The sequence below is a fragment of the Rhodococcus sp. NPDC056506 genome, from assembly GCF_042794945.1.
Lineage (GTDB): Bacteria > Actinomycetota > Actinomycetes > Mycobacteriales > Mycobacteriaceae > Rhodococcus_F.
The window spans coordinates 1-23,963 of sequence record NZ_JBHTSW010000051.1 but is presented as its reverse complement, the minus strand read 5'-3'; the positions used below and the strand labels follow the sequence as shown (position 1 = coordinate 23,963).

General features: G+C 63.0%; 23 protein-coding genes. 19 read left to right on the top strand and 4 right to left on the bottom strand.

Translation table 11 applies throughout. The features are described from left to right. Window positions 1–20 precede the first annotated feature (20 nt). The 10 genes from ftsY (at window position 21) to trmD (ending at window position 10,895) form a co-directional block, all read left to right on the top strand. Window positions 21–1,496 carry a signal recognition particle-docking protein FtsY gene (gene ftsY / locus ACFQ6H_RS26605; RefSeq protein WP_378649590.1) on the top strand — a complete coding sequence of 492 codons (1,476 nt, stop codon included), beginning with the start codon at window positions 21–23 and terminating at the stop codon, window positions 1,494–1,496. Window positions 1,497–1,743: 247 nt separating this feature from the next. Continuing rightward, entirely contained in the window at window positions 1,744–3,003 is a 1,260-nt protein-coding gene (locus ACFQ6H_RS26600; protein WP_042450902.1) for an ammonium transporter, read from the top strand. A gap of 56 nt (window positions 3,004–3,059) precedes the next feature. Continuing rightward, window positions 3,060–3,398, top strand: a complete 339-nt coding sequence (locus tag ACFQ6H_RS26595; protein WP_003942772.1) for a P-II family nitrogen regulator — start codon at window positions 3,060–3,062, stop codon at window positions 3,396–3,398. Then, complete coding sequence (locus tag ACFQ6H_RS26590; RefSeq protein WP_378649588.1) at window positions 3,388–5,895, top strand: [protein-PII] uridylyltransferase; 2,508 nt, start codon at window positions 3,388–3,390, stop codon at window positions 5,893–5,895. Before ACFQ6H_RS26595 ends, ACFQ6H_RS26590 begins: the two co-directional genes overlap by 11 nt. Before the next feature lie 116 nt (window positions 5,896–6,011). Further along, window positions 6,012–7,589, top strand: a complete 1,578-nt coding sequence (gene ffh, locus ACFQ6H_RS26585; RefSeq protein WP_230812905.1) for a signal recognition particle protein — start codon at window positions 6,012–6,014, stop codon at window positions 7,587–7,589. 3 nt (window positions 7,590–7,592) lie between these two features. After that, the gene (locus ACFQ6H_RS26580; RefSeq protein WP_378649587.1) at window positions 7,593–8,675 is read left to right on the top strand and encodes an amidohydrolase family protein; all 1,083 of its coding nucleotides are present in this window, start codon (window positions 7,593–7,595) and stop codon (window positions 8,673–8,675) included. 209 nt (window positions 8,676–8,884) lie between these two features. Further along, complete coding sequence (gene rpsP, locus ACFQ6H_RS26575; protein ID WP_003942818.1) at window positions 8,885–9,355, top strand: 30S ribosomal protein S16; 471 nt, start codon at window positions 8,885–8,887, stop codon at window positions 9,353–9,355. Beyond that, the gene (locus ACFQ6H_RS26570; protein WP_003939023.1) at window positions 9,352–9,594 is read left to right on the top strand and encodes an RNA-binding protein; all 243 of its coding nucleotides are present in this window, start codon (window positions 9,352–9,354) and stop codon (window positions 9,592–9,594) included. Before rpsP ends, ACFQ6H_RS26570 begins: the two co-directional genes overlap by 4 nt. A 14-nt stretch (window positions 9,595–9,608) precedes the next feature. Further along, window positions 9,609–10,181, top strand: coding sequence for a ribosome maturation factor RimM (gene rimM / locus ACFQ6H_RS26565; protein ID WP_378649585.1), 573 nt, complete (start codon window positions 9,609–9,611; stop codon window positions 10,179–10,181). Window positions 10,182–10,190: 9 nt separating this feature from the next. Further along, the gene (gene trmD / locus ACFQ6H_RS26560) at window positions 10,191–10,895 is read left to right on the top strand and encodes a tRNA (guanosine(37)-N1)-methyltransferase TrmD (protein ID WP_230812909.1); all 705 of its coding nucleotides are present in this window, start codon (window positions 10,191–10,193) and stop codon (window positions 10,893–10,895) included. Here the strand turns inward: trmD and ACFQ6H_RS26555 are convergent. Continuing rightward, the gene (locus ACFQ6H_RS26555) at window positions 10,892–11,467 is read right to left on the bottom strand and encodes a dihydrofolate reductase family protein (protein WP_378649583.1); all 576 of its coding nucleotides are present in this window, start codon (window positions 11,465–11,467) and stop codon (window positions 10,892–10,894) included. The two genes, trmD and ACFQ6H_RS26555, sit on opposite strands and share 4 nt — an antisense overlap. 68 nt (window positions 11,468–11,535) lie before the next feature. On the opposite strand from ACFQ6H_RS26555, the gene ACFQ6H_RS26550 reads away from it, so the two are divergent. Continuing rightward, complete coding sequence (locus tag ACFQ6H_RS26550; RefSeq protein WP_378449548.1) at window positions 11,536–12,114, top strand: TetR/AcrR family transcriptional regulator; 579 nt, start codon at window positions 11,536–11,538, stop codon at window positions 12,112–12,114. Window positions 12,115–12,118: 4 nt separating this feature from the next. On the opposite strand, the gene ACFQ6H_RS26545 is transcribed toward ACFQ6H_RS26550, so the two are convergent. Further along, complete coding sequence (locus ACFQ6H_RS26545) at window positions 12,119–12,565, bottom strand: GtrA family protein (RefSeq protein WP_283303750.1); 447 nt, start codon at window positions 12,563–12,565, stop codon at window positions 12,119–12,121. After that, entirely contained in the window at window positions 12,562–14,760 is a 2,199-nt protein-coding gene (locus tag ACFQ6H_RS26540; protein ID WP_378649581.1) for a hypothetical protein, read from the bottom strand. The genes ACFQ6H_RS26545 and ACFQ6H_RS26540 overlap by 4 nt, the downstream gene beginning before the upstream one ends. A gap of 172 nt (window positions 14,761–14,932) precedes the next feature. Between ACFQ6H_RS26540 and ACFQ6H_RS26535 the strand changes: the two genes are divergently transcribed. After that, on the top strand, window positions 14,933–15,919 hold the full coding sequence (locus ACFQ6H_RS26535) for a glycosyltransferase (RefSeq protein ID WP_378649579.1): 987 nt from the start codon (window positions 14,933–14,935) through the stop codon (window positions 15,917–15,919). Next, window positions 15,909–17,051: a dTDP-4-amino-4,6-dideoxygalactose transaminase gene (rffA, locus tag ACFQ6H_RS26530; protein WP_378649577.1), complete on the top strand. Its 1,143-nt coding sequence runs from the start codon at window positions 15,909–15,911 to the stop codon at window positions 17,049–17,051. Before ACFQ6H_RS26535 ends, rffA begins: the two co-directional genes overlap by 11 nt. 26 nt (window positions 17,052–17,077) lie before the next feature. Here the strand turns inward: rffA and ACFQ6H_RS26525 are convergent, their stop codons facing one another. Next, entirely contained in the window at window positions 17,078–18,064 is a 987-nt protein-coding gene (locus ACFQ6H_RS26525; RefSeq protein ID WP_378649575.1) for a serine hydrolase, read from the bottom strand. A gap of 75 nt (window positions 18,065–18,139) precedes the next feature. On the opposite strand from ACFQ6H_RS26525, the gene ACFQ6H_RS26520 reads away from it, so the two are divergent. The 6 genes from ACFQ6H_RS26520 to ACFQ6H_RS26495 all read left to right on the top strand — a co-directional run bounded on the left by ACFQ6H_RS26520 (window position 18,140) and on the right by ACFQ6H_RS26495 (window position 23,816). Continuing rightward, window positions 18,140–20,461: a Tex family protein gene (locus tag ACFQ6H_RS26520; protein ID WP_378649573.1), complete on the top strand. Its 2,322-nt coding sequence runs from the start codon at window positions 18,140–18,142 to the stop codon at window positions 20,459–20,461. A 103-nt stretch (window positions 20,462–20,564) separates the two neighbouring features. Continuing rightward, complete coding sequence (locus ACFQ6H_RS26515; protein WP_378545911.1) at window positions 20,565–21,452, top strand: hypothetical protein; 888 nt, start codon at window positions 20,565–20,567, stop codon at window positions 21,450–21,452. An 89-nt stretch (window positions 21,453–21,541) separates the two neighbouring features. Then, window positions 21,542–21,883 carry a 50S ribosomal protein L19 gene (gene rplS / locus ACFQ6H_RS26510; RefSeq protein WP_003942791.1) on the top strand — a complete coding sequence of 114 codons (342 nt, stop codon included), beginning with the start codon at window positions 21,542–21,544 and terminating at the stop codon, window positions 21,881–21,883. Window positions 21,884–21,938: 55 nt separating this feature from the next. Continuing rightward, complete coding sequence (gene lepB / locus ACFQ6H_RS26505) at window positions 21,939–22,742, top strand: signal peptidase I (protein ID WP_230812928.1); 804 nt, start codon at window positions 21,939–21,941, stop codon at window positions 22,740–22,742. Window positions 22,743–22,792: 50 nt separating this feature from the next. Further along, the gene (locus ACFQ6H_RS26500) at window positions 22,793–23,473 is read left to right on the top strand and encodes a ribonuclease HII (RefSeq protein WP_378631236.1); all 681 of its coding nucleotides are present in this window, start codon (window positions 22,793–22,795) and stop codon (window positions 23,471–23,473) included. A 37-nt stretch (window positions 23,474–23,510) separates the two neighbouring features. Further along, the gene (locus ACFQ6H_RS26495; protein ID WP_003942715.1) at window positions 23,511–23,816 is read left to right on the top strand and encodes a DUF2469 domain-containing protein; all 306 of its coding nucleotides are present in this window, start codon (window positions 23,511–23,513) and stop codon (window positions 23,814–23,816) included. Window positions 23,817–23,963: the final 147 nt, after the last annotated feature.

Sequence of the window (23,963 nt, the reverse complement as noted above, 5' to 3'; positions counted from 1 at the left end):
GAGCCTGAAACAATGGGCCGGTGACTACCCAGGCTTGGATCATCATCGCGGCTGTAGCAGCCGTACTACTCGTCGTTCTCGTTGCCGGATTCCTGCGCTACCGCAAGGGGCAGGTGTCGCTGAAGGCGCCCGAGACGAAGCCGGAGCTCGGCGCCCCCGAGAAGGACAAGTCAGGCGGCTACAAGGCCGGCGGCGGGTTCAACTTCAGTCAGGGGTCCACGGCGACGGCGCCGCCTCCGGTGGTTCCGACACCTCCGGTCGCGGAGAAGCCGCCCGTTGTCGAAAAGCCGATAGTTGAAGAACCAGTCGTCGAAAAACCGGTTGTCGAAAAACCGGTTGTCGAGAAGCCGGCTGCTGCGGAACCGGCTGTCGAGGAACCTGTCGCTGAGAAGCCGGCCGTCGTCGAGGAACCGGTTGCCGAAGAGCCGGTAGTAGAAGAGCCGGTAGTAGAAGAGCAGGTAACCGAAAAGCCGGTTGTCGAAGAACCTGTTGTCGTTCCCGAACCTGTTGTCGTTCCCGAACCGGTAGTTGTACCCGAGCCTGTCGTGCCAGCACCGCGCGTGCTGGACGAGATCGACCCGACCGAGGGCCGGCTGGACCGTCTGCGCGGACGCCTCTCCCGCTCGCAGTCAGCGGTCGGCAAGAGCTTGCTCGGTCTGCTCGGTGGCGGCGATCTGGACGAGGATTCGTGGGAAGAAGTCGAGGACACCCTTCTGATCGCGGACCTCGGCTCCGCGACCACCGAGAAAGTCGTCACCAAGCTTCGTGAGCAGATGGCGGCCCGCAGTGTCCGCACCGAAGCTGACGCCCGCGCACTACTTCGCGAGGTGCTGATCGCCGAACTGCGCCCCGAACTGGACCGTTCCATTCGCGCACTGCCGCACGACGATCACCCGGCTGTTCTGCTCGTCGTCGGTGTCAACGGGACCGGCAAGACCACCACCACCGGCAAGCTGGCTCGCGTGCTCGTCGCGGACGGTCGTCGCGTCGTGCTCGGTGCCGCGGACACGTTCCGCGCGGCCGCCGCCGATCAGCTCCAGACGTGGGCTGAGCGTGTCGGCGCTGAAGTTGTTCGTGGCAAGGAGGGTGGCGATCCCGCTGCGATTGCCTTCGACGCGGTCTCACGGGGCATCGCGGACGGCGTGGACGTGGTCCTCATCGACACCGCCGGCCGCCTGCACACCAAGACCGGCCTGATGGACGAGCTCGGCAAGGTCAAGCGGGTCATCGAGAAGAAGGCCTCGGTCGACGACGTTCTGCTGGTTCTCGATGCGACGGTCGGCCAGAACGGACTGGCGCAGGCTCGAGTGTTCGCGGAGGTCGTGGACATCACCGGCGTCGTACTGACCAAGCTTGACGGAACTGCCAAAGGCGGAATCGTCTTCCAGGTTCAGCATGAACTGGGTGTGCCGGTGAAGTTGGTCGGCCTCGGTGAAGGTGCCGACGACCTGGCGCCGTTCGAGCCGGGTGCGTTCGTCGACGCCCTCCTGGGCTGACGCCCCCGTGCGCCTTTTTGGTAGCGCGAACTACCGAAAAGGCGCACAGGGTCGGTAGAACCCCCTGGCGAAACCTGTTTGCAACAAAGTTGGGCAATTGGTTCACGTCTGCGAAACGCGACAGCGCCATGGACGAAACACCAGCCCAGCACTCTTCTCCTTAACGACGTGCTGCCCGGCACGTGCGACTAGGAGGTAGTAAGTGAGTACCGACGATTTGTTGGCGAACTCCGGTAACGCCGCATGGATGCTGATGGCTGCATCTCTGGTCTTGCTGATGACACCCGGCCTCGCTTTCTTCTACGGCGGGATGTCTCGGTCCAAGTCCGTCCTGAACATGATGATGATGTCCTTCGGGGCCATGGCCGTCATCGGCGTCATCTACGTTCTGTGGGGATGGTCGATGTCCTACGGCACCGAGAACATCGGGGGCATTTTTGCCAACCCGTTCGAGTTCTTCGGCCTCAAGAACAGCATCACCGATGCTGACGGCAACTTCATCGCCGGCGCGTGGGGCTACCCCAACGTCATCGACATCGCGTTCCAGGTGACATTCGCGATCATCACAACCGCCCTCATCAGTGGCGCCCTGGCCGAGCGAGTCAAGTTCGGCACCTGGCTCCTGTTCTCGGGTATCTGGGTCACCGTCGTCTACTTCCCCCTCGCACACATGGTGTGGGGCGGCGGACTCCTCTCGGGCTCCGAGGACGGCATCGCGGCAAAGCTCTTCGGCACCACGGTCAACGATGACGGAGTCACCGTCGCCAACGTCGCTCCGATCGACTTCGCCGGTGGCACAGTCGTTCACATCAACGCCGGTATGGCCGGTCTGGTTCTCGCCCTCATCGTCGGCAAGCGTCTCGGCTTCGGCAAGACCGCCTTCCGTCCGCACAACCTGCCGTTCGTGATGCTCGGCGCCGCACTGCTCTGGTTCGGTTGGTTCGGTTTCAACGCCGGCTCGGCATTCGCCGCCGACGGTAACGCCGGTCTTGCTTGGGTCAACACGACCACCGCGACGTGTGCTGCAGTCCTGGCCTGGCTCGCTACCGAGCGTATTCGTGACGGTCACGCCACCAGCCTCGGCGCAGCATCCGGTGCGGTTGCCGGTCTGGTCGCCATCACTCCGGCTGCCGGTGCGCTCAACCCGGTCGGTTCCATCTTCCTCGGCGCTGTCGCCGGCATCCTGTCTGCTCTCGCAGTCGGCCTGAAGTTCCGCTTCGGCTTCGACGACTCGCTCGACGTCGTCGGTGTTCACCTCGTCTCCGGCTTGTGGGGCACGATCGGTATCGGATTCTTCGGCACCGCAACCGGCCTCTTCTACGGCGGCGACTACAAGCAACTGGTGGTTCAGATCGTGATCGCACTCGCAGCACTCGTCTTCACCGGCGTTCTGACGACGATTATCGGCTTCGCGCTCAAGCCCCTGGGCTGGCGAATCTCGGCCGAGGACGAGGCACGCGGCATCGACGAGACCGAACACGCAGAGACCGCATACGACCTCGCGTGATCAGCACGTGATTAAAGTGAATTCAGGCACTTCAGAGTTGGGAAAGGGATGAGCACATGAAGCTGATCACAGCAATCGTCAAGCCGTTCACGCTCGAGGACGTCAAGACCGGACTCGAGCAGGCCGGAGTGCTGGGTATGACAGTCAGCGAAGTTCAGGGCTACGGCCGACAGAAGGGCCACACCGAGGTGTACCGAGGCGCGGAGTACTCCGTGGACTTCGTACCCAAGGTTCGGGTCGAGGTCGTCGTCGACGACGCGGCCGTGGACAAGGTGGTCGAGGTGATCGTCGAGGCCGCTCGCACCGGCAAGATCGGTGACGGCAAGGTGTGGGTCTCGCCCGTCGAGTCGGTCATCCGGGTTCGTACCGGGGAACGCGGTGGCGATGCACTCTGACCCGAAAGGGTCCGAGAACTTCGGCCCTGGTTCCGTCGCGAAAGCGACGGGGCCAGGGCCGGTCTCGTCAGGGGGATCCGACGAAGCTGCGGACCTGGCCCGCGCACGCAAGGCCCTACTCACCGGAGGCGTCAAGAACAGGAGGCTCGACGCCCCGTCACTGCGACATGCACTGGTCGATCTGCACGAATTCTGGTTGACCACCAAGGGGACCGAACTGGGCATCAAACCGGATTGTGGGTTTGCCATCGTCGCCGTGGGCGGTCTGGGCCGACGCGAACTGTTGCCGTATTCCGACCTCGATCTGATTTTGCTGCACGACGACATGGACCCGGCAGTCGTCTCCCACGTTGCGGACAGCCTGTGGTACCCGCTGTGGGACGCGCACATCAAACTCGACCACAGCGTGCGGACGCTTCCGCAGGCGCTCCAGGTTGCGGCCACCGACATGACCGCGGCGCTCGGAATGCTCGAAGCGCGCCACATTGCCGGCGACATGGAACTGAGCAACTTGTTGATCAGTGGTGTTCGTCGACAGTGGCGCATGGACATCCGCAGCCGGTTCGACGAGTTGATCACCCAGACTCGTACGAGGTGGGAGCGCAGCGGCGAGATCGCCCATCGCGCCGAACCGGACCTCAAGAGCGGCCGCGGCGGGTTGCGTGACGTGCAGTTGCTCAACGCCCTGTCCATCGCGCAGTTGACCGACGGGATGCCAGGACTCGGACCCAACTCGCCCGGCGGCGGTCTGGCACTTGCGCACAGGCGGTTGCTCGACGTGCGTACCGAACTTCATCGCGTTGCCGGGCGCGCTCGCGATCAACTGCGAGCACAGGACGCCGACGAGATCGGTGCGGCGCTGCGGATCGGGGATCGATTCGATCTGGCCCGCCTTCTCAGCGAATCTGCGCGCACCATCAGTTATTCGGTGGACGTCGGTATCCGTACCGCCGGAAACTCCTTGCCCAGGCGCGGTTTGTCTCGGCTGCGTCGTGCGCCGGTGCGGCGGCCCCTGGACGAGGGCGTCGTCGAGCACGCGGGTGAGGTTGTTCTGGCGCGCGACGCCAGGCCGAAGAAGGACCCCGGTCTGGTGATGCGGGTGGCGGCCGCAGCAGCCACCAACGGCATGCCGATCTCTGCGTCGACGCTCAATCGCCTGGCCGACAATGCCCCCGAGCTACGTGAACCGTGGCCGAAGAACGCGGTCAACGATCTTCTTGTCGTGCTCGGTTCGGGCTCGCGTGCGGTTCCGGTGATCGAGGCGATGGACCGGACCGGGCTCTGGGGTCGACTCCTGCCGGAGTGGGGAACCATTCGCGATCTTCCGCCGCGCGACGCCGTTCACACGTGGACGGTCGATCGCCACCTGGTCGAAACTGCCGCCTATGCAAGCGGATTCACCACGCGCGTTGCCCGGCCGGATCTGCTCATGCTCGGTGCGTTGATCCACGACATCGGCAAGGGTCGAGGGGGAGATCACAGCGTCGTCGGTGCCGAACTGGCCACCGCGATCGGAAATCGATTGGGACTCTGGCCTTCCGACGTCGCGACGTTGACGGCGATGGTGCGCTATCACCTGCTGTTGCCGGAAACCGCGACCCGTCGCGACCTCGACGATCCGGCAACGGTGCAGCGAGTGGTCGACGCACTCGAGGGAGACGGGACCCTTCTCGATCTCCTGCATTCGTTGGCGGAAGCGGATTCCCTGGCCACCGGGCCTGGTGTCTGGGGCGACTGGAAATCGTCGTTGATCGGTGAGCTCGTGCGTCGTTGCCGATTGCTGATGGCGGGGGAGGAGCTCCCGCAACCAGATCCACTCGCACCCGAGCAGTTGGCCATCGCCGAGGACGGCGGGGTTCACGTCTCGCTCGTTCCGGCCGAGAATCCGCACACCTACGTCGTGACGGTCATCGCGCCTGACGCACCCGGGTTGTTGTCTCGGGCTGCCGGGGTTCTGGCGCTGCAGTCGTTGCGGGTGCATTCTGCTTCGCTGGGGTCGCATGCGGGTTCGGCGGTCAACTCGTTTGTCGTGACGCCGAGGTTTGGTACACCGCCGCAAGCGGTGTTGCTGCGACAGGAACTGATCCGAGCGTCCGCCGGTGAACTGAATCTGCTCGAACTTCTCGACGCAAAGGACGAGGAGGCGCGGGCGGAGCAGTGGGACGACCCGATCCAGACCAACAAGGATTTGGCGGTTCCGGTGCTCTATTCGCAGGCGCCGCCGCGCGTCATCTGGTTCGACGCGCCCGGCGACGGTCACGCGATCCTCGAATTGCGCACCGAGGACCGCGTCGGCCTGCTCTGCCGACTGGCCGCAGCACTCGAACACAGTGGTGCCGATATCCGGTGGGCAAAGGTCGCGACGTTGGGTTCTTCGGTGGTCGACGCGTTCTGCCTCGACTTCGGTGAGGCAGACACCCGCGCGGCCAGAGAGCGTGTGGAAGAGGCGGTGCTCGCGGTGGTTCCGGTGCCTCAACCCAAGAAGAAAGAGGATTGACGGACCTGGTTTCGGCGGTTACGCCCGCATCGGCTGGGATCGGTGCGGGCGTAGCGGCTAGGCTGGTGCCCGAGAATATCCACGGCTAACTCGCACGACCTTCAGGAGCGCACTCGGTGTTCGAATCCCTTTCCGACAGATTGACCGGATCTCTCAAGGATCTGCGTGGCAAGGGTCGTCTGTCCGGCGCCGACATCGACGCTACGGCCCGCGAGATCCGCCTTGCCCTGCTCGAGGCCGACGTCGCACTTCCCGTAGTGCGCAGTTTCATCGCCAAGGTCAAGGAACGAGCCAAGGGCGCCGAGGTCTCGGGTGCACTCAACCCGGCTCAGCAGGTCGTCAAGATCGTCAACGAAGAGCTGGTCGAGGTTCTCGGCGGCGAAACCCGTCGACTCCAGTTCGCCAAGACTCCGCCGACGGTCATCATGTTGGCCGGTCTGCAGGGTTCCGGTAAGACCACGCTGGCCGGAAAGTTGGCCAAATGGCTCAAGGATCAGGGGCACACGCCGCTCCTCGTCGCCTGTGACCTTCAGCGTCCGGGCGCCGTCACTCAGCTTCAGATCGTCGGTGAGCGCGCGGGCGCTGCAGTCTTCGCTCCGCATCCCGGCACCTCCATCGGCGGCGGCGAGAACGCCCTCGGTGTGTCCGCTGCCGACCCCGTCGAGGTCGCCCGCGCCGGCGTCGAGGAAGCACGCAACAAGCATTACGACGTCGTGATCGTCGATACCGCCGGTCGTCTCGGCATCGACTCGGAGCTGATGGCGCAGGCCGCCGGCATCCGTGACGCCGTCAACCCGGACGAGACCATCTTCGTTCTCGACGCCATGATCGGTCAGGACGCGGTCAGTACCGCCGACGCTTTCCGTGAGGGAGTCGGCATCACCGGCGTCGTCCTCACCAAGCTCGACGGCGACGCCCGCGGTGGCGCCGCGCTGAGCGTCCGCGAGGTCACCGGCCAGCCGATCCTCTTCGCCTCCACCGGCGAGAAGCTCGAAGACTTCGACGTCTTCCACCCCGATCGCATGGCCAGCCGGATCCTCGGCATGGGCGACGTCCTGAGCCTCATCGAGCAGGCCGAGCAGGTTTTCGACGCCGATCAGGCCGAAGCCACCGCAGCCAAGATCGGTTCCGGTCAGCTCACCCTCGAAGACTTCCTCGATCAGATGATGGCCGTCCGCAAGATGGGCCCGATCGGCAACCTGCTCGGCATGCTGCCGGGTGCAGGCGGCATGAAGGACGCGCTTGCCAACGTCGACGAGAAGCAACTCGATCGCATTCAGGCAATCATCCGCGGTATGACGCCGGCCGAGCGTGACGATCCGAAGATCATCAACGCCTCACGCCGACTGCGCATCGCGAACGGCTCGGGCGTCAAGGTTTCCGATGTCAACCAGTTGGTGGATCGCTTCTTCGAAGCCCGCAAGATGATGGCTGCCATGGCCGGACGTATGGGTATGCCCGGCGCCCGCAAGCAGGTGCGCAGCAAGAAGGGCAAGAAGGGCAAGAAGGGCGGCAAGGGTCCGACGCAGCCCAAGATGCGCGGAGGATTCCCCGGCATGGGCGGGTTCCCGGGTATGCCCGGCGGAATGCCGGCCGGAATGCCCGACCTGTCGAACATGCCCAAGGGTCTCGATCAGTTGCCGCCCGGACTGGAAGGCATCGATCTCTCCCAGCTCAAGCTGCCCAAGAAGTAGTCGGTGACTGCGCTTCATCTTCGGGGTATCGGTCTGCCCGATGCCCGGCCGATCGAATTGTGGATCGTCGACGGGCTGATTTCTTTCGAGCCGGTGTCCGGTGCGGAGACGATCGTCGAATCGGGTTGGATCACACCGGGTCTCGTGGATGCGCACTGTCACGTCGGTATCCGTTACGGCGGTGGCGGCGGCGAAACCGTCGACGGCTTGCTGGGGCAGGCGCAGACCGAACGTGACGCGGGCGTGCTGTTGCTTCGCGACGCCGGATCACCGGTCGACACCAGGTTCATCGACGAGCGCCTCGATTTGCCGCGGATCATTCGCGCAGGTCAGCACATCGCGGCACCCAAGCGATACATCCCGGGCCTGCCGGTCGATCTGGACGACGAATCTCAGTTGCCGGCCGAAGTCGTGCGGCAGGCACGCGCCGGTGACGGTTGGGTCAAGCTCGTCGGGGACTGGATCGATCGTTCCATCGGCGACCTCGCCCCGTTGTGGAGTGACGAGATTCTGGTCGAGGCCATCGCCGCCGCTCATGCCGAAGGCGCACGGGTCACCGCTCACGTTTTTGCCGAAGACGCTCTACCCGGACTGATCAACGCCGGTATCGACTGCATCGAGCACGGGACCGGACTGACGGACGCGACCATCGAATCGATGGTCGCTCACGGCACAGCCCTGGTTCCGACGCTGATCAACATCGCTACTTTCCCCGAGATCGCGGACTCTGCCACGCGGTATCCAACCTACGCAGCGCACATGCGGGATCTGCACGCTCGTCGACACCAGACCATCGGTGCCGCTCACGACGCGGGGATTCCGATCTATGCCGGAACGGATGCCGGCGGTTCGATCAGGCATGGGCGGATCGCCGACGAGGTGGCCGAACTCCAGGTTGCCGGTCTGACGGCGCACCAGGCGCTGGGTGCAGCCTGCTGGGACGCACGGAGTTGGTTGGGCGCTCAGGGCATCGAAGAAGGAGCGCCCGCCGACCTGGTGGTGTACGCCGAAGATCCGCGCGGAAACCCCGCTGTGCTCGCGAAGCCGACGCGTGTGATCCTGCGCGGCACCCCCGTGAGTGGTTAGGGAGTCCCTGCACTCCCCGAACGCGCACAGGGTGGTTTCCGAACGAGCCCACCCATCTGGCACAATGGACCATTGTTCGTCGCAACCGGTTACGTACCGCTGCGACGGTCACAGGATAGAGGCAAAACCGGGCTCACAAATCGTGTGGGTCGCTGAATTGCACGTGACATGCGCAGCACTGTTGTGCGCGCTGAAGGAGAACTGCAGCTGTGGCTGTCAAAATCAAGCTCACCCGCCTCGGCAAGATCCGCAACGCTCAGTACCGCGTTGTCATCGCCGACTCGCGCACCCGTCGTGACGGCCGTGCGATCGAGACCATCGGCAAGTACCACCCCAAGGAAGAGCCCTCGCTGATCGACATCGATTCCGAGCGCGCTCAGTACTGGCTGTCCGTGGGCGCACAGCCCACCGAGCCCGTCGAGGCACTCCTCAAGATCACCGGTGACTGGCAGAAGTTCAAGGGCCTGCCGGGCACCGAAGGCACCCTGCGTGTCAAGGAAGCCAAGCCCACCAAGCTCGAGCTCTTCCAGGCTGCACTCGCGCAGGCCGAGAACGAGCCGGTTGCTGAAGCAATCACCCCCAAGAAGAAGAAGGCTGCAAAGGCTGACGAGGCCAAGGCAGAAGACACCGCGGCTGACGCCGAGGCTCCCGCTGCAGACGCCGAGGCTGCTGACAAGTGAGTGCCGTCGTCGCTGATGCGGTAGAGCATCTCGTGCGTGGCATCGTCGCCAATCCCGACGATGTTCGCGTCGAGCTGATCACCGGACGTCGGGGACGGACCGTCGAGGTGCACGTGCACCCCGACGATCTCGGCAAGGTCATCGGTCGGGGTGGTCGCACGGCGACCGCTCTGCGGACCTTGGTCTCCGGCATCGGTGGCCGCGGTATCCGTGTTGATGTCGTCGACACCGATCAGTAGACGGCAGTAAACAGGTGGAACTCGTAGTCGGTCGTGTCGCGAAGTCGCATGGCATCAAAGGTGAATTGGTTGTCGAGGTTCGTACAGACGAGCCCGAAGATCGTTTTGCCGTAGGTTCCGTGCTGCGTGGGCGTAAGCCGCGCGAGTCCACACTGAAGTCGTACACAGTGGAAGCCGCCCGGGATCATTCCGGGCGGCTTCTGCTGCGCCTCGAAGGCGTCAGTGACCGTGGCGACGCAGATGCGTTGCGCGGCACACTGTTTGTGATCGACAGTTCCGAACTCGCGCCTTCGGATGATCCGGACGAGTTCTACGATCACGAACTCGAAGGACTGAAGGTCGTCCTCACGGACGGCACCGAGGTCGGTTCGGTCATCGAGGTATTGCATTCCGCCGCAGGCGAATTGCTTTCGATTCGCCGCGCCGGTGAGACGTCCGGTGAATTGCTGATCCCGTTTGTCGCCGCCATCGTCACCTCGGTGTCGATCGCCGACGGCGTCGTGGTGATCGAGCCCCCCGAGGGACTGCTCGACCCGGACTTCGGTGACAAGTCGAACAGCGACAATTCGAACGCCGACAGCGACTGATCGCTCGTCATGCGTCTCGATGTAGTCACCATCTTTCCCGAGTATCTCGAACCGCTTCGTGCTGCCTTGCTGGGCAAGGCAATCGAACGTGGCTTGATCTCGGTCGACGTCCACGATCTGCGGTCGTGGACCCATGACGTGCACAAAGCCGTCGACGATTCTCCGTACGGCGGCGGACCAGGCATGGTCATGAAACCGACCGTCTGGGGCCCGGCCCTGGACGACGTGATCGGACGAGCAGATACTGACGGCCCGGATGACGCCGAGACGATTCTGGTGGTGCCCACTCCTGCCGGCGTCCCGTTCACTCAGGCGACCGCGCACCGCTGGTCTACCGCAAAGCATCTTGTCTTCGCCTGCGGCCGATACGAAGGAATCGATCAACGAGTTTTCGACGACGCAGCCAAGCGGGTTCGCGTCGAAGAAGTCAGCATCGGCGACTACGTACTGATCGGCGGTGAAGCTGCCGTGCTGGTGATGGTCGAGGCTGTTGTTCGACTGATGCCCGGTGTTCTCGGCAATCAGCTTTCACACCAAGAAGATTCGTTTTCCGACGGACTCCTCGAAGGACCCAGTTACACGCGTCCGGCCGTGTGGCGCGACCTCGAGGTCCCTCCTGTTCTGCTGTCCGGTGATCACGCAAAGATCAAGGCTTGGCGCCATGAGCAGTCGCTGCAGCGCACGGCCGAGCGTCGACCGGACCTGCTCCCTTAGATATTTCGCTTCAACCAGGTGATGCTCGCGCCGTCACTCAGCGATTCGGTTGCAGTCGGTGTGAACGGTGTCGGCTCGAAGTTGCCTCTGATCATCGGTATGCCCGCGCCTGCGACAACCGGATACCTCTTGACGACCAATTCGTCGATCTCCGGTAGCAGTTCGCCGGCGAGAGTTCCGCCGCCGCAGAGCCAGATATCTTGTCCTTCCTCCTCTTTGAGAGATTTGACCAGCGCCAGAGGATTAGCGCGGACGAGGGTGATCGCGGGATCCTCGGTGTCGGGGAGGGTGGTGGAGACGACGAACTGGCGCAGATGCGCGAAGGGGCTGCTCACCCCGGCGGTCAGTCCGGGCTCGTAGGAACCGCGACCCATGATGACGGTGTCGAAGACCTTGTTGGGTACGCCCTCCACTCCGAGGGAAGGCCGCACGTGCGTTGGCACGGTGTCGGGATACCGATCGCATATCCAGGCCGTGATCTGTTCGGATACCGGGTAGAAGTCGAATTCGCCGCCGGGTCCCGCGATGTAGCCGTCGAGCGATGCTCCCACGTAGTACACAAGCTTTCGCATGAAGTGCCCCGTTCGTAGTACTCTGTTTGTAGTGGTTTAACCTAGGGTCGTGTCTGGAGTGATGTCAAGTGCGAAAGAACCCGGAACGTCGGCTTGCCCTGATCGACGCGGCAATCGAGGTGTTGGCGCGAGAGGGCGCTCGAGGCTTGACCTTTCGAGCCGTCGACAGTCAGGCAGCTGTGCCGAACGGGACTGCGTCGAACTACTTTTCCAATCGCGACGACCTACTGACACAAGCCGGTGGCCGGATCTACGAGCGACTGATTCCGGACGACCTCGAGGGATTGATCGATCCCGTCAACGGCACCGATCGTGAGCGTCTGGTGACGCTCATGCTCGAAGTGGTCGAGCGGGTCACCTCGTTCGGGACAGGTTTCCTTGCGCTCATGGAGCTGCGACTGGAGGCGACGCGTCGACCGGACCTGCGTGCGGTACTGACCGTCCGCATCCGAGAAGACTTCGATCTGAACGTAGCCAATCATCTGGCGTCGGGCGTGCCCGGTGATGCGATGACCGTTCGCCTGCTCTACATGTCGTTGAACTGGCTCGCCCTGGATCGGCTCACATTGCCGAACCTGTTCGGGGAGGAAGACATTCGAACGATCGTCGAGGCGGCAGTGGATCGCGCGTTACCCCGCGAGTCGTAGAAGATCAGTGCCGTTCGGTTGGTTTGCGGCGGAACGAGAAGTATCGATGACCGAAGAAACTCACACCGGCAACGATCAGCATGACAACGGCCTGAGCGGGGAGCGGCGGGGCGTGCAGAATCGACACTGCGAGTGTTCCGAGAATCAGATTCAGCACGAGGCCACCGGAATTGACGACAATGAACGCGCCCAGGTCGCGGGCAACATGTCCGCGAACGCGGAAAACGAGAGTCCGATGCAGAACAAAAGCGATGAGGACGCTGATGGAGTACGCGCCGATCACGGCCACCTGATACAGATTCTTGTTGTCGAGGATCAATGACCACATCACGAAGAGCACGTAGCCGATCGCCGTATTGGCCACTCCGACAATGGCAAACGCGATTGGTTGATGCTTGACCACCCGTAGCAGTGGGCCGGGGTTCTCGGTTGATGCGACGTCTTCGGTCATGAAGACTCGGTGTGCTCGTCGCTGATCCGGTCCTTGCGTCGCGCGCGCAGATACATCCACTCGAGCACCCCGAGTCCGAGGACTCCGGCGACCATCGAAGCGCCGCCGACCTTCCATCCCGGGGGACGCCACGTCAGGACAAGTTCCGCGTCTTTCGTACCGGCTGGAACGTCCACGGTGACAAAGGACTTCGCGACGACGTCGATCGGGACAGGCTGACCGTCGATGCTCGCCCGATATCCGGGCCAGCCGAGCCGTGCAAACACAACCTTGCCGCCGGTCTCCGAACTGACACGAAGGGTGCTCGACATGCTCGATTCCCCGGTCGAAACAGCCTCGACGCCTTGGGTATCGGCGATGCGTCCGTTGCGTGTCGAGACGGGGCCGTCGACGCGTTCGAGCACCGAGATGTAGTTCTCGTGGCCTGGGTAGTCAACCCACTTCCATCCGTCGGGAGCCGGGTTCTTGCGTGCATCGGGGTAGAGGGCGTTTTGCAGTACGACGCGGTCCACGTTCATCAGATCGACGATGGTGCGGCCAGTGGTGGGTTCGACGGTGAATGCGCGTCGGAAGGCGTCGGGGCACACGCTCATGTCCCAGCGCATGCAGAGCAGGTCACCGAAGTAGAAGTGCCCGTTGGGGGTGTAGCCGCTGGTGTAGGTCAGTTCCAGGTCTTTGGGATAGTTGCCGAAGGCCAGGGAACCGTACGCTCCGTCGAGTGTTCGGTCGCCGGGGCCGATGAGCGCGCGATCGCCCAGTTGTAGTGTCGTGCCTTCGAAGTCGGGGAAGGCTTCCTTCATCTCCGAGCGGGATTCGGGCAGGTTCCAGCTCATCGGGGTCGGTTGTGCTGCTCGAACCTGGGCGTAAGCGATGGGGGAGACCGCGACGATCGCTACGAGGCATGCGAATGCAGTGCCTTTGGTACGGCCGAGCCACACCATCGCGGCGCCGAGGGCAACGACGGCGACGGCTGAGATCAGATGCCATTTCGCGAGCCCCGGGGCTGCCGAGGCGGACCGAATCAGAAGCAGGCCCACGAGGATTCCCGCTGCAACGCAGCGCCCGCGCAACTTGTCGGTCGTGGCGTAACGCCCGAGCAGGATGCACACCAGAAGCAGAAGGCCAATCGCCACCATCGGAAGCACGCGTGCGGGCCACCGCAGCGGGCCGATCGTGCTCGGCCCGGCCGTCCACATGAGGACGGCGACGGTGAAGATCCCGACTGCGGTCAATTCGCGTGCCGCGGCGCGTGCCTTGCCCCAGTCGATGAAAGCCAGCGCCGGAATGAGGAACCAGGCGATGTAGACCATGGGCATGGTCTGGATGTATCCCCACCACGAGGTGAACGCGGGCATGGTGCTCGGCAGGCTCGCGTTCAGCGATTCCGACCACGGGACGGCGAGGAATGCGTCGTTCTTGACCTCGGATGCACCGCGCCAGGTGACGTCGGCGGTGAGCAGGCTCGGCAGATACGTCGCGAGCCCGGCCAGAGCCGCACACGCGGACACCGCCAGAAGCCGCAGCGACGGCAGCCAACGCCGCTGATAGACAACTTCGCCGATTGCGACCGCGCCGATCATCAAGCCGGATTCGACTGCGGGAAAAACATATTGGACCGACATCGCGAGATACAAGAACACGAAGGTCGGGATCGGACCGCTCTTACCTCGGGCGTAGCGGATTGCCGACGCCCACGCCTGAACCATCCATGCAGTGCCGGTGAAGGCAGTCATCCAACTGGCCGAGTCGAAGAACAGTAGGAAACCGGTGAACGGAATCGAGACGCCGGCGACTGCAGCCCACGTGGGCTTCGAACCGTACTCGAGACAGATCCGATAGACGCCCAGCGCAAGGATGATCGCGAAGATCAACTTCACGATCGTCGCGTACAACGCCAGGTTGTCGAAGGACGGTGCGATCAGGTCGATCAGGAGTTGCGGTGGATTGAGAAGGCCCGCTTCCTCGATCGCGTAGTTGCCCGCCATCCAGTTCTCGGGGACGAGTACCGGGAGGTGTCCTTCTCGCAGACTGCGGCCGAGCATGACCCACAGCGGTGCGTACTGGGACTCGGTGTCGTCGGTGTAGAAGTGACGAGCATTCGCGAGCACCACGGCCAGGTAACCGGCGATGACACCGACCGCCGTGACGGCGCCCCACTTGTACACATCGGCCCGGGCGAGAGTGCGAGTTTCCACCACGAGTTCCAGACCTTAACAGGGCAGGTCGGGCGTACGGAGACGCGAGCGCGTCACGCGCCGCCGGCATCCGAAGTCAAGACATCTTTGCGTGTTAAAGTTCGCGACGGTGTGGGCCCGATCGTGCCTGTCTCTCGGCGCCAGTCGAGCCCCCTGAAGGGAGTGGAAGCGAGTGCACTCGATTTCCGTCGTAGTGCCCGTTTATCAGGGCGAAAAGACGATCACAGCGCTCGTCGAGGAGCTGGACGCCCTGGGCGCACCGAGGACGACGCCCGGTGGTGCGCAGTTCTCCGTCGACGAGATCGTGCTGGTCCACGACAACGGCCCGGACCGCTCCGACGTCGTGTTACTCGAATTGGAGCGCCGTTTCGAGCAGGTGCGTGTCGTTTGGCTCAGCCGCAACTACGGCCAGGACGCGGCGACCATCGCCGGCATGGCCGCTGCAACCGGCCAGTGGATCGTGACGATGGACGAGGACGGCCAGCACGACCCGGTGCACATCGGGGCTTTCCTCGACGCCGCGCTGACGGAGCGATCCGATCTCGTGTATTCCAAACCCACGAACACCCGCCCTCACGGATTTTTGCGGAACCTGACCTCGCGCGGCGCAAAGATCGTCCTGGCGACGGTGTTCGCGTTCCCTGATTCGACGAGATTCGAAAGTTACCGCCTGATCCGCGGTGACATCGGTCGACAGTTGGCCGGCGTCGCCGCCAACGGCGTGTATCTGGACGTCGCGCTGACGTGGGTTGTCGGTAACACGGCCACGGCCCCGGTGACACTTCGAGCCGAAGGCCGCGAGGAATCCGGATACAACTATCGCCGTTTGTTCTCGTTGTTCTGGAAGATGGTGTTGTGTAGCGGAACCCGCGGTCTGCGGCTGGTCAGTCTGCTCGGAGTCACCCTGGCGTCAGCCGGTGTGATCATGGCGGCGGTGATCTTCATCCAGGCCATGACCGGCGACAACAACGACCCCGAAGGATGGGCGTCGATCATCATGGCGCTGCTGGTCTGTTCAGGTGCGATCCTGTTCTCGCTCGGGCTGATCGCCGAATACCTCGGTGTGGCACTGCACGTCCTCGTCGGAAAGCCGCTGTATCTGACTGTCGATTCACCGCGGCCGGGAACCTCGATCGATCGGCGTACTCGTGAGCACTGATCGAATCATCTTTTCCCGCCCCTATCGGGCCTCGAACGAATTGTCGAATCTGGCAACGGTTCTGGAGTCCGATCACATTCACGGTGACGGGCGTTTCACCAAGTCCGCGACAGCAGCCATCAAAACGATTACCGGATCCACGCATGCCCTGCTGACCACCTCATGCACGCACGCACTCGAATTGGGTGCCCTGCTGCTCGAATTGGGCCCGGGCGACGAGGTGATCGTTCCGAGCTTCGCGTTCAGTTCGGCGGCGACCGCCGTCGCGTTGCGCGGGGCCACTGTTGTTTTCGTCGACATCGATCCGAGTACCGGCAACATCGATCCGGCGTGCGTCGAGGCGGCGATCACCGAACGCACCAAAGCGGTACTCGTCATGCATTACGGCGGGGTCGCCGCCGACATGGAACCTCTGATCGACCTCGCGAAACTTCACGGCGTCGCGTTGATCGAAGACAACGCACACGGGCTCGGCGGAAAGTGGCGCGGGCGCACGCTCGGCACCATCGGAACAATCGGAACGCAGAGTTTTCACGACACCAAGAACGTTCATTGCGGCGAGGGTGGCGCGCTGTTGCTCTCCGACGATCAGCTGATGACCCGCGCCGAAATCATCCGTGAGAAGGGGACCGACCGTGCGCGTTTCCTGCGCGGCCAGGTCGACAAATATTCGTGGCAGGACATCGGGTCGAGCTATCTGCCCAGTGAACTCAATGCCGCCGTCCTCGACGCACAACTCTCCGAGTTCGACGCGATTCAGGCGGCCAGGCATCGCGTCTGGGATGCCTACAGCGTGAGTCTGGGCGAGTGGGCGTCCGCGAATGATGTCGTGCCCATGGCGGTCCCTGATGATCGCGAGCACACCGCGCACCTGTTCTACCTCAAGATGCCGACCGAAGAGAGCCGTGACGGCTTGATTCGGCACCTTGCCGGTGACGGAATCGTGGCGCCGTTCCATTACGTTCCGCTGGATACGAGTGCGGCTGGTGTGCGCTACGGACGAACACCGGAGCCGTGCGTGCGTAGTGCCGAGTTCTCGGCGTCGATCCTTCGACTGCCGCTATGGCCGATGCTTACGTCCGAACAGCAGGAGCGGGTCATCAGTTCGGTGCTCGAGTACAAGCAAGACTGAGTTCGAACAGACCCTCGTGGACAGAATCAGGGTCCGGATGCTTCGGGCATCGCCGAATCGGTGGTCGTGGATGCTGCAGCCCAGTCGTCGATGCTTCCGCTCGGGAAGAGGATTTGTGTGACGCCGGTGACCGTGTCGCGCGCGTGCAGTGCACTTTCGTCGTCGACAGCATCGGTGAACGAAGTGTCGGGATAGAAGCTGTCCTCGTCCGTGTACTGGACGTCTTCTCGCGAACCGATCGCGATGATGTATCGGTTGTCGTCACCGACGATGCCGGTGGACAGGTGTATCCACTTGTCCTCGACACAGCACATCCAGCCCTGTTTGACTCCTATGACCGGCTCGCCGAACAGGGCCTCGGGCAGGCCGAACCTCTGGTCGTAGCCGTCAGTTCCTTCGGGAGTGGATTGCCGCAGGTACTCGACGAACTGGTCGACCCGTTCGGGTCCGAGTTGGTCGGAGTCGTCGAGGACGGCGTTGTAGAAGGTGACCAGGTCACGGGTCGTGGTCTCGGTGTTCCACCACATTCCGTCCCACGGCGGCGTCGTCGCGGTCAGTGCGTAACGCTCGGCGACGCGGGTGATCACCTCTTGACCGCCGACCTCGTCCCACAGGAGGTTGGCTGCAGTGTCGTCGGAGGATTCGAGCATCGCCGCCATGAGAGTGCGGTCGTCGTCCGTGATCGGTCGCTCGCCTCGCGCGTCCTGATGAAGTAGATCCTCCGCGATGAATAGCTTTGCCACCGAGGCGGTTTCGATCTGCTGGTCGCCTGACACATCGAGGTACTTGTCCGAGGAGCGGTCGAGGATGGCGATGGAGACGTCCGCGCCGCGCCCGAGCGCCGCCACCTGAGCTTGCGCCAGTCGACCGTCGAGAGTCTCCGCGACCGGAACATTGGTGTCGGGAAAGGCGGGGGTCTGCATCGGATCATCCGGGTTCTGTCCACCGCTGCACGAAGTCGCAAAAGTAACTGCGGCCACCATTGCGGCAATCCGGACGTACCGCGTACTCATTTGTTTCCCCCGGTAGCCCTGACACGGCACTGTTGCCGATCTTCTTGTCTCAGGATAGCGGTAGGGTCGGATCTCGTGATTCTCAAGACCGTGAACCAGCGCATTGCCGAGGAACTCGACGTCCGCGAAGGCCAGGTTGCAGCAGCAGTCGACCTTCTCGACGGCGGAGCCACGGTGCCCTTCATCGCCCGGTACCGCAAGGAAGTCACCGGCACGCTCGACGACGCCCAGCTGCGACTCCTGGACGAGCGGCTGCGGTATCTCCGCGAGCTCGACGACCGTCGTGACGCCGTGCTCACGGAGATCGACTCTCAGGGCAAACTCGACGATCAACTGCGCGGTCAGATCATGCTGGCCGAGACAAAAGCGCGGCTGGAGGACATCTACCTCCCCTTCAAGCCGAAGCGGCGCACCAAGGCGCAGATCGCCCGCGAGGCCGGCCACGAGCCCGTCGCCGATGCTCTCATCGGAGATCCCACCACCGATCCCTCGCAGTATTCGGACGAGCAACTCGACGGTGCCCGGTCGATCCTCGTCGAGCGCTTCGCCGAGGACGCCGATCTGGTCGGTGAATTGCGTGAGCTGATGTGGAATCGCGGCCAGGTCGTCTCCTCGGTCCGCAAGGGCAAGGAAACCGATGGCTCGAAGTTTGCTGACTACTTCGAGTTCTCGGAACCGTTCTCCAAATTGCCCTCGCACCGCATCCTCGCCGTCCTGCGCGGCGAGAAGGAAGAAGTGCTGTCGGTGAACATGGCTGCCGACACCGAAGAGCTCGCGCCGGGGGAGCGCACGGTCTACGAAGGCCGCATTGCGTCGCGGTTCGAGATTGCCGACCGTGGCCGTGCCGCAGACGGGTGGCTCCTCGACACCGTGAGGTGGGCATGGAAGACGAAGTTCGCGGTCACACTCGGTATCGACACTCGGATGCGTCTGCGACAGTCGGCCGAAAAGGATGCCGTCGACGTCTTCGCCACCAACCTCAAGGATCTACTTCTCGCGGCTCCCGCAGGCGCCCGGCCCACCATGGGACTCGACCCCGGATTTCGCACCGGAACCAAAGTTGCCGTCGTCGACGGAACCGGCAAAGTTGTTGCCTACGAGACGATTTACCCACACCAGCCGCAGAACAAGTGGGACGCTGCTCTTGCGACGCTTGCCGGGCTTGTCGCCAAGTACGGCGTCGAACTGATCGCCATCGGCAACGGCACGGCTTCACGCGAGACCGACACGCTCGCTACCGAACTGATCAAGAAGACCGGCGCGCCCAACCTGACCAAGATCGTCGTGTCCGAGGCAGGCGCGTCGGTGTACTCGGCTTCGGCCTATGCGTCGCAGGAACTTCCCGACCTCGACGTCTCGATTCGCGGTGCGGTGTCCATCGCGCGTCGCCTGCAGGATCCGTTGGCGGAGTTGGTGAAGATCGATCCCAAGTCCATCGGCGTCGGTCAGTACCAGCACGACATCACCGAATCGCTGCTCTCACGTTCCCTCGACGCCGTCGTCGAAGATGCCGTCAACTCGGTCGGCGTCGACGTCAACACTGCGTCCGTGCCACTGCTCGCTCGGGTGTCCGGAATTGCAGGCTCGCTCGCGGAGAGCATCGTCGCGCATCGGGACCAGAACGGTCCGTTCAAATCCCGCAAGGGACTCAAGGACGTCTCACGATTGGGGCCCAAGGCATTCGAGCAGTGTGCCGGCTTCCTCCGGATCGCCGACGGCGACGACCCCCTCGACGCGTCGAGCGTCCACCCGGAGGCGTACCCGGTGGTTCGCAAGATCGTCGCGAGTGCCGGCGGGGACGTGCGCACCGTGATCGGAAACTCGCAGGCACTTCGATCGGTCAAGGCGTCCGACTACGTCGACGAGCGATTCGGTCTGCCGACCGTCACCGACATCATCTCCGAGTTGGAGAAGCCTGGACGAGATCCGCGACCCGAGTTCAAGACCGCGACTTTTGCCGCAGGCATCGAAAAGGTCGCGCACCTCAAGCCCGGTATGACGCTCGAAGGTGTGGTCACCAACGTCGCGGCCTTCGGCGCCTTCGTCGACATCGGAGTTCATCAGGACGGTCTGGTTCACGTCTCGGCGATGTCACACAACTTCGTCAAGGACCCACGAGAGGTCGTCAAATCGGGCGACGTCGTCAAGGTGAAGGTTCTCGAAGTGGACGAGGCGCGTCAACGCATCGGGTTGACGCTCCGACTCGACGACGAGGTGGGCGCTCCCCGCAAGTCCGAAGGCCCGCGAGGTGGGCAACCCCAGCGACAGGGTCAGGGTCAGGGCCAGCAGCGAGGTGGCGGAGGGCGACAGGGTGGACGCGAGTCGCGTCCGGACAACCGTGCGCCCGTCGCAGGATCGATGGCCGACGCGCTGCGCAAGGCCGGATTCGGCAAGTAAGCCGTACGCCGGGTTTTCGAAGTCCGTATCGTCACAATCGAGTCGGTTGGCGGTATGAATCCGATCAGGGTCGGATCATGAATTCGGTGAAGGGAGGACAGTGATGCGGGAGTGGCTCGAGCGAGAGATCATCGCCCATGGCCGATTGCCGCTGCTGTTCTTCCTTCTCGGGTTCCTGTCCGCCTTCCTTTTCATCCGCCTGAGCGTCCGGATGATCCGCGCGAAGGTGAAATGGTGGCCGGGCAACATCGCGCCGGGCGGTCAGCACGTGCATCACGTCGTATTCGGTGTGATCGCCATGATGATCTCCGGTGGTGCGCTGATCGCGGTCTACGTCGACGGTTCGCAGACCACCGGTGCCGTACTGGCGGCGATCTTCGGTATGGGTGCGGCGTTGGTGCTCGACGAGTTTGCACTGATCTTCTATCTGAAGGACGTGTACTGGTCCGAGCAAGGTCGGACCTCGGTGGATGCGGTCTTCGTAGCGATCGCCGTGACCGGTCTGGTGCTGTTGGGTTTCCGCCCGCTCGAACTGCTCGACGTCGCCGGATTCCGTGAGGAACGAGATCCGTGGATCAAGTTGGTCTTCGTTTTTGTCGCGTTGATCAACTTCGCCTTGGCCGCCATCGTGATTCTCAAGGGGAAGATCTGGACGGGGCTCGTGGGCCTGTTCGTCTTTCCGTTGCTGGTAATCGGCGCGCTTCGCCTGAGCCGGCCGGGTGCGCCGTGGGCACGCTGGCGATACACACGGAAGCCGAAACGGATGAACCGCGCTCTCGAGCGTGAACGGAAATGGCGTCGGCCCGTCATCCGCGCCAAGATCTACGTTCAGGATCTCATTGCCGGATCGCCGAGCGTCGAACATGCCATGACGGCGGCCGAGCAGGAATTGGACCACACCATCCACGCGGCTCCGCCGCCACCGATTTCCCCGCTGGTGTCCGCGTCTGGCACAATGGACGGGTTGCCTGGACCAGGCAGCAGCACTTGATCTGGGCACGAACCAGACGAGCGCCGTTTCGGGAGACCGAAACGCGTGCCGCTCGGTTCCTCTGCTCCTGCGAAATACAAGGATGACATATGAACACCCTGGACTTCCTGGACAAAAAGTCGCTCCGCGACGACATCCCCGAGTTCCGTCCCGGCGACACGCTCAACGTGAACGTCAAGGTTATCGAAGGCTCCAAGGAGCGCGTGCAGGTCTTCAAGGGCGTCGTTATTCGTCGCCAGGGCGGCGGCGTTCGCGAGACCTTCACCGTCCGTAAGGTCTCCTTCGGCGTCGGCGTCGAGCGCACCTTCCCGGTTCACAGCCCCACGCTGGCCTCCATCGAGGTTCTGACCCGCGGTGACGTCCGTCGCGCCAAGCTGTACTACCTCCGTGAGCTTCGTGGCAAGAAGGCGAAGATCAAGGAAAAGCGCTGATCTTTCCGATGAGCCCGGCACCGCGTACGCGCGGTGTCGGGCTAATCTGGTTTCTGTGGCAGATTCTTCGAAGGAGCAGGCATTGTCGTCCGGACCCGAGAATCATGAGGGATCAAGCGGTTCCGAGGAACCGACCTCACATCGGCCGCAGAAGAAACAGCGATCGTTCCTGCGAGAACTCCCTGTTCTGATCGGCGTTGCGCTGGTACTCAGCATCGTTCTTCAGGCATTTGTCTTCAGAGTTTTTCTCATCCCATCCGAGTCGATGGAACCGACACTGCACGGCTGTGCGGGATGTACCGGTGACCGCATCGTGGTGGAGAAAATCGGATACCGCTTCGGCGATCCGGAACCCGGCGACGTCGTCGTCTTCAAGGGACCCGATTCGTGGAACACGAAGTATGTGTCCAATCGGTCCGACAACGTTGTCGTCCGAGGCATTCAAGAGGTCGGTTCGTGGGTCGGCCTCGTCCCGCCCGACGAGAACGACTTGGTCAAGCGAGTGATCGCAACCGGCGGCCAGACCGTCGAATGCTGCGATGATCAGGGCCGCGTCCTGGTGGACGGCAAACCACTCGACGAGCCATATATCAAGATGGACTTCCCGTTCACTCCGGGAACACAAACGTGTGACACCGAACTGAAGTCGGGGCGCTGCTTCGGACCGATCACCGTGCCCGAGGGACACGTGTGGGTCATGGGTGACAATCGGAGTAATTCCGCCGATTCGCGCTACCACGTCGACGACGAGTTCCAGGGAACTGTCCCGGTCGACAACATCATCGGTCAAGCACGATTCATCGTCCTTCCCCCGTCGCGAATGGGCGGCATCGATGCGCCTGATATTCAGGGCAATTGAGTTGTCGGACCGCGCACATGGATTCGCTTAGTTCCGAGTAGGCAGAGACAGTGAGTAGTTGGCCCCCTCGCGTTGTCATTCGCAGATCGGCAGGTCTGCGGACGATGGAGTCTGCGTTGGCGCGAACCGGTCTCGGCCCGGTCGCCGGCGTCGACGAAGCCGGCCGCGGAGCGTGCGCTGGTCCGCTCGTCATCGCAGCGTGTGTCCTGGCACCGAAACCGCAAGCGGCACTGGCGCGTCTGGACGATTCGAAGAAGCTGACCGAACGTGCTCGCGAGGAGCTTTTCCCAGCCATCAAACGCTTGGCATTGGCGTGGAGTGTCATCGCTGTTCCCGCCGCGGAAGTCGACCAGATCGGTATTCACGTCGCGAACATCGAGGGGATGCGGCGAGCAGTTGCGGGCCTCGACCTCGAACCGGGCTACGTCCTCACCGACGGATTCCGGGTTCCGGGTTTGACGGCTCCCTCGCTGCCGGTCATCGGCGGTGACGGCGCCGCCGCATGTATCGCTGCGGCCAGCGTTCTCGCGAAGGTGACCCGAGATCGCGTGATGACGGAGATGGACAACACTCATCCCGGATACGGCTTCGCAATTCACAAGGGATACAGCACGCCCCTGCACATGGACGCTCTCGACGAGCTGGGGCCGTGCCCAGAGCACCGCATGACCTACGCCAACGTGGTGGCTGCGGGAGTCCGGTTGGAACAACGTGCAGGCCGTACGGGATGATGGAAGTTCAGACGAACTGGGAGGACTGGCTAAACCGATGAGTGCCGAGGATCTCGAGAAGTACGAAACCGAGATGGAGCTGTCGCTCTACCGCGAATACCGGGACATCGTCGGACAGTTCTCCTACGTCGTGGAGACCGAACGACGTTTCTACCTGGCCAACACGGTCGAGTTGCTGCCCCACAATTCAGACGGGGAGATCTACTTCGAACTGCGGATGTCCGACGCGTGGGTGTGGGACATGTACCGCCCGGCGCGATTCGTGAAGTACGTACGCGTCGTGACGTTCAAGGACGTCAACATCGAAGAGCTGGACAAGCCGGATCTGCGCCTTCCTGACTGACCTGTGCTTGCCTGACTGCTCGACAACGAAGTGGCCCCCCCCGATAGGCGGGGGCCGTCGGATTTGGCGGTGTTTGGGGGGGGAGTTGGTGGGTCGTATAAAAAAAAACCAGCCCCCCAAAAAAAAACAAAAAGGGGTTTGAGTGGT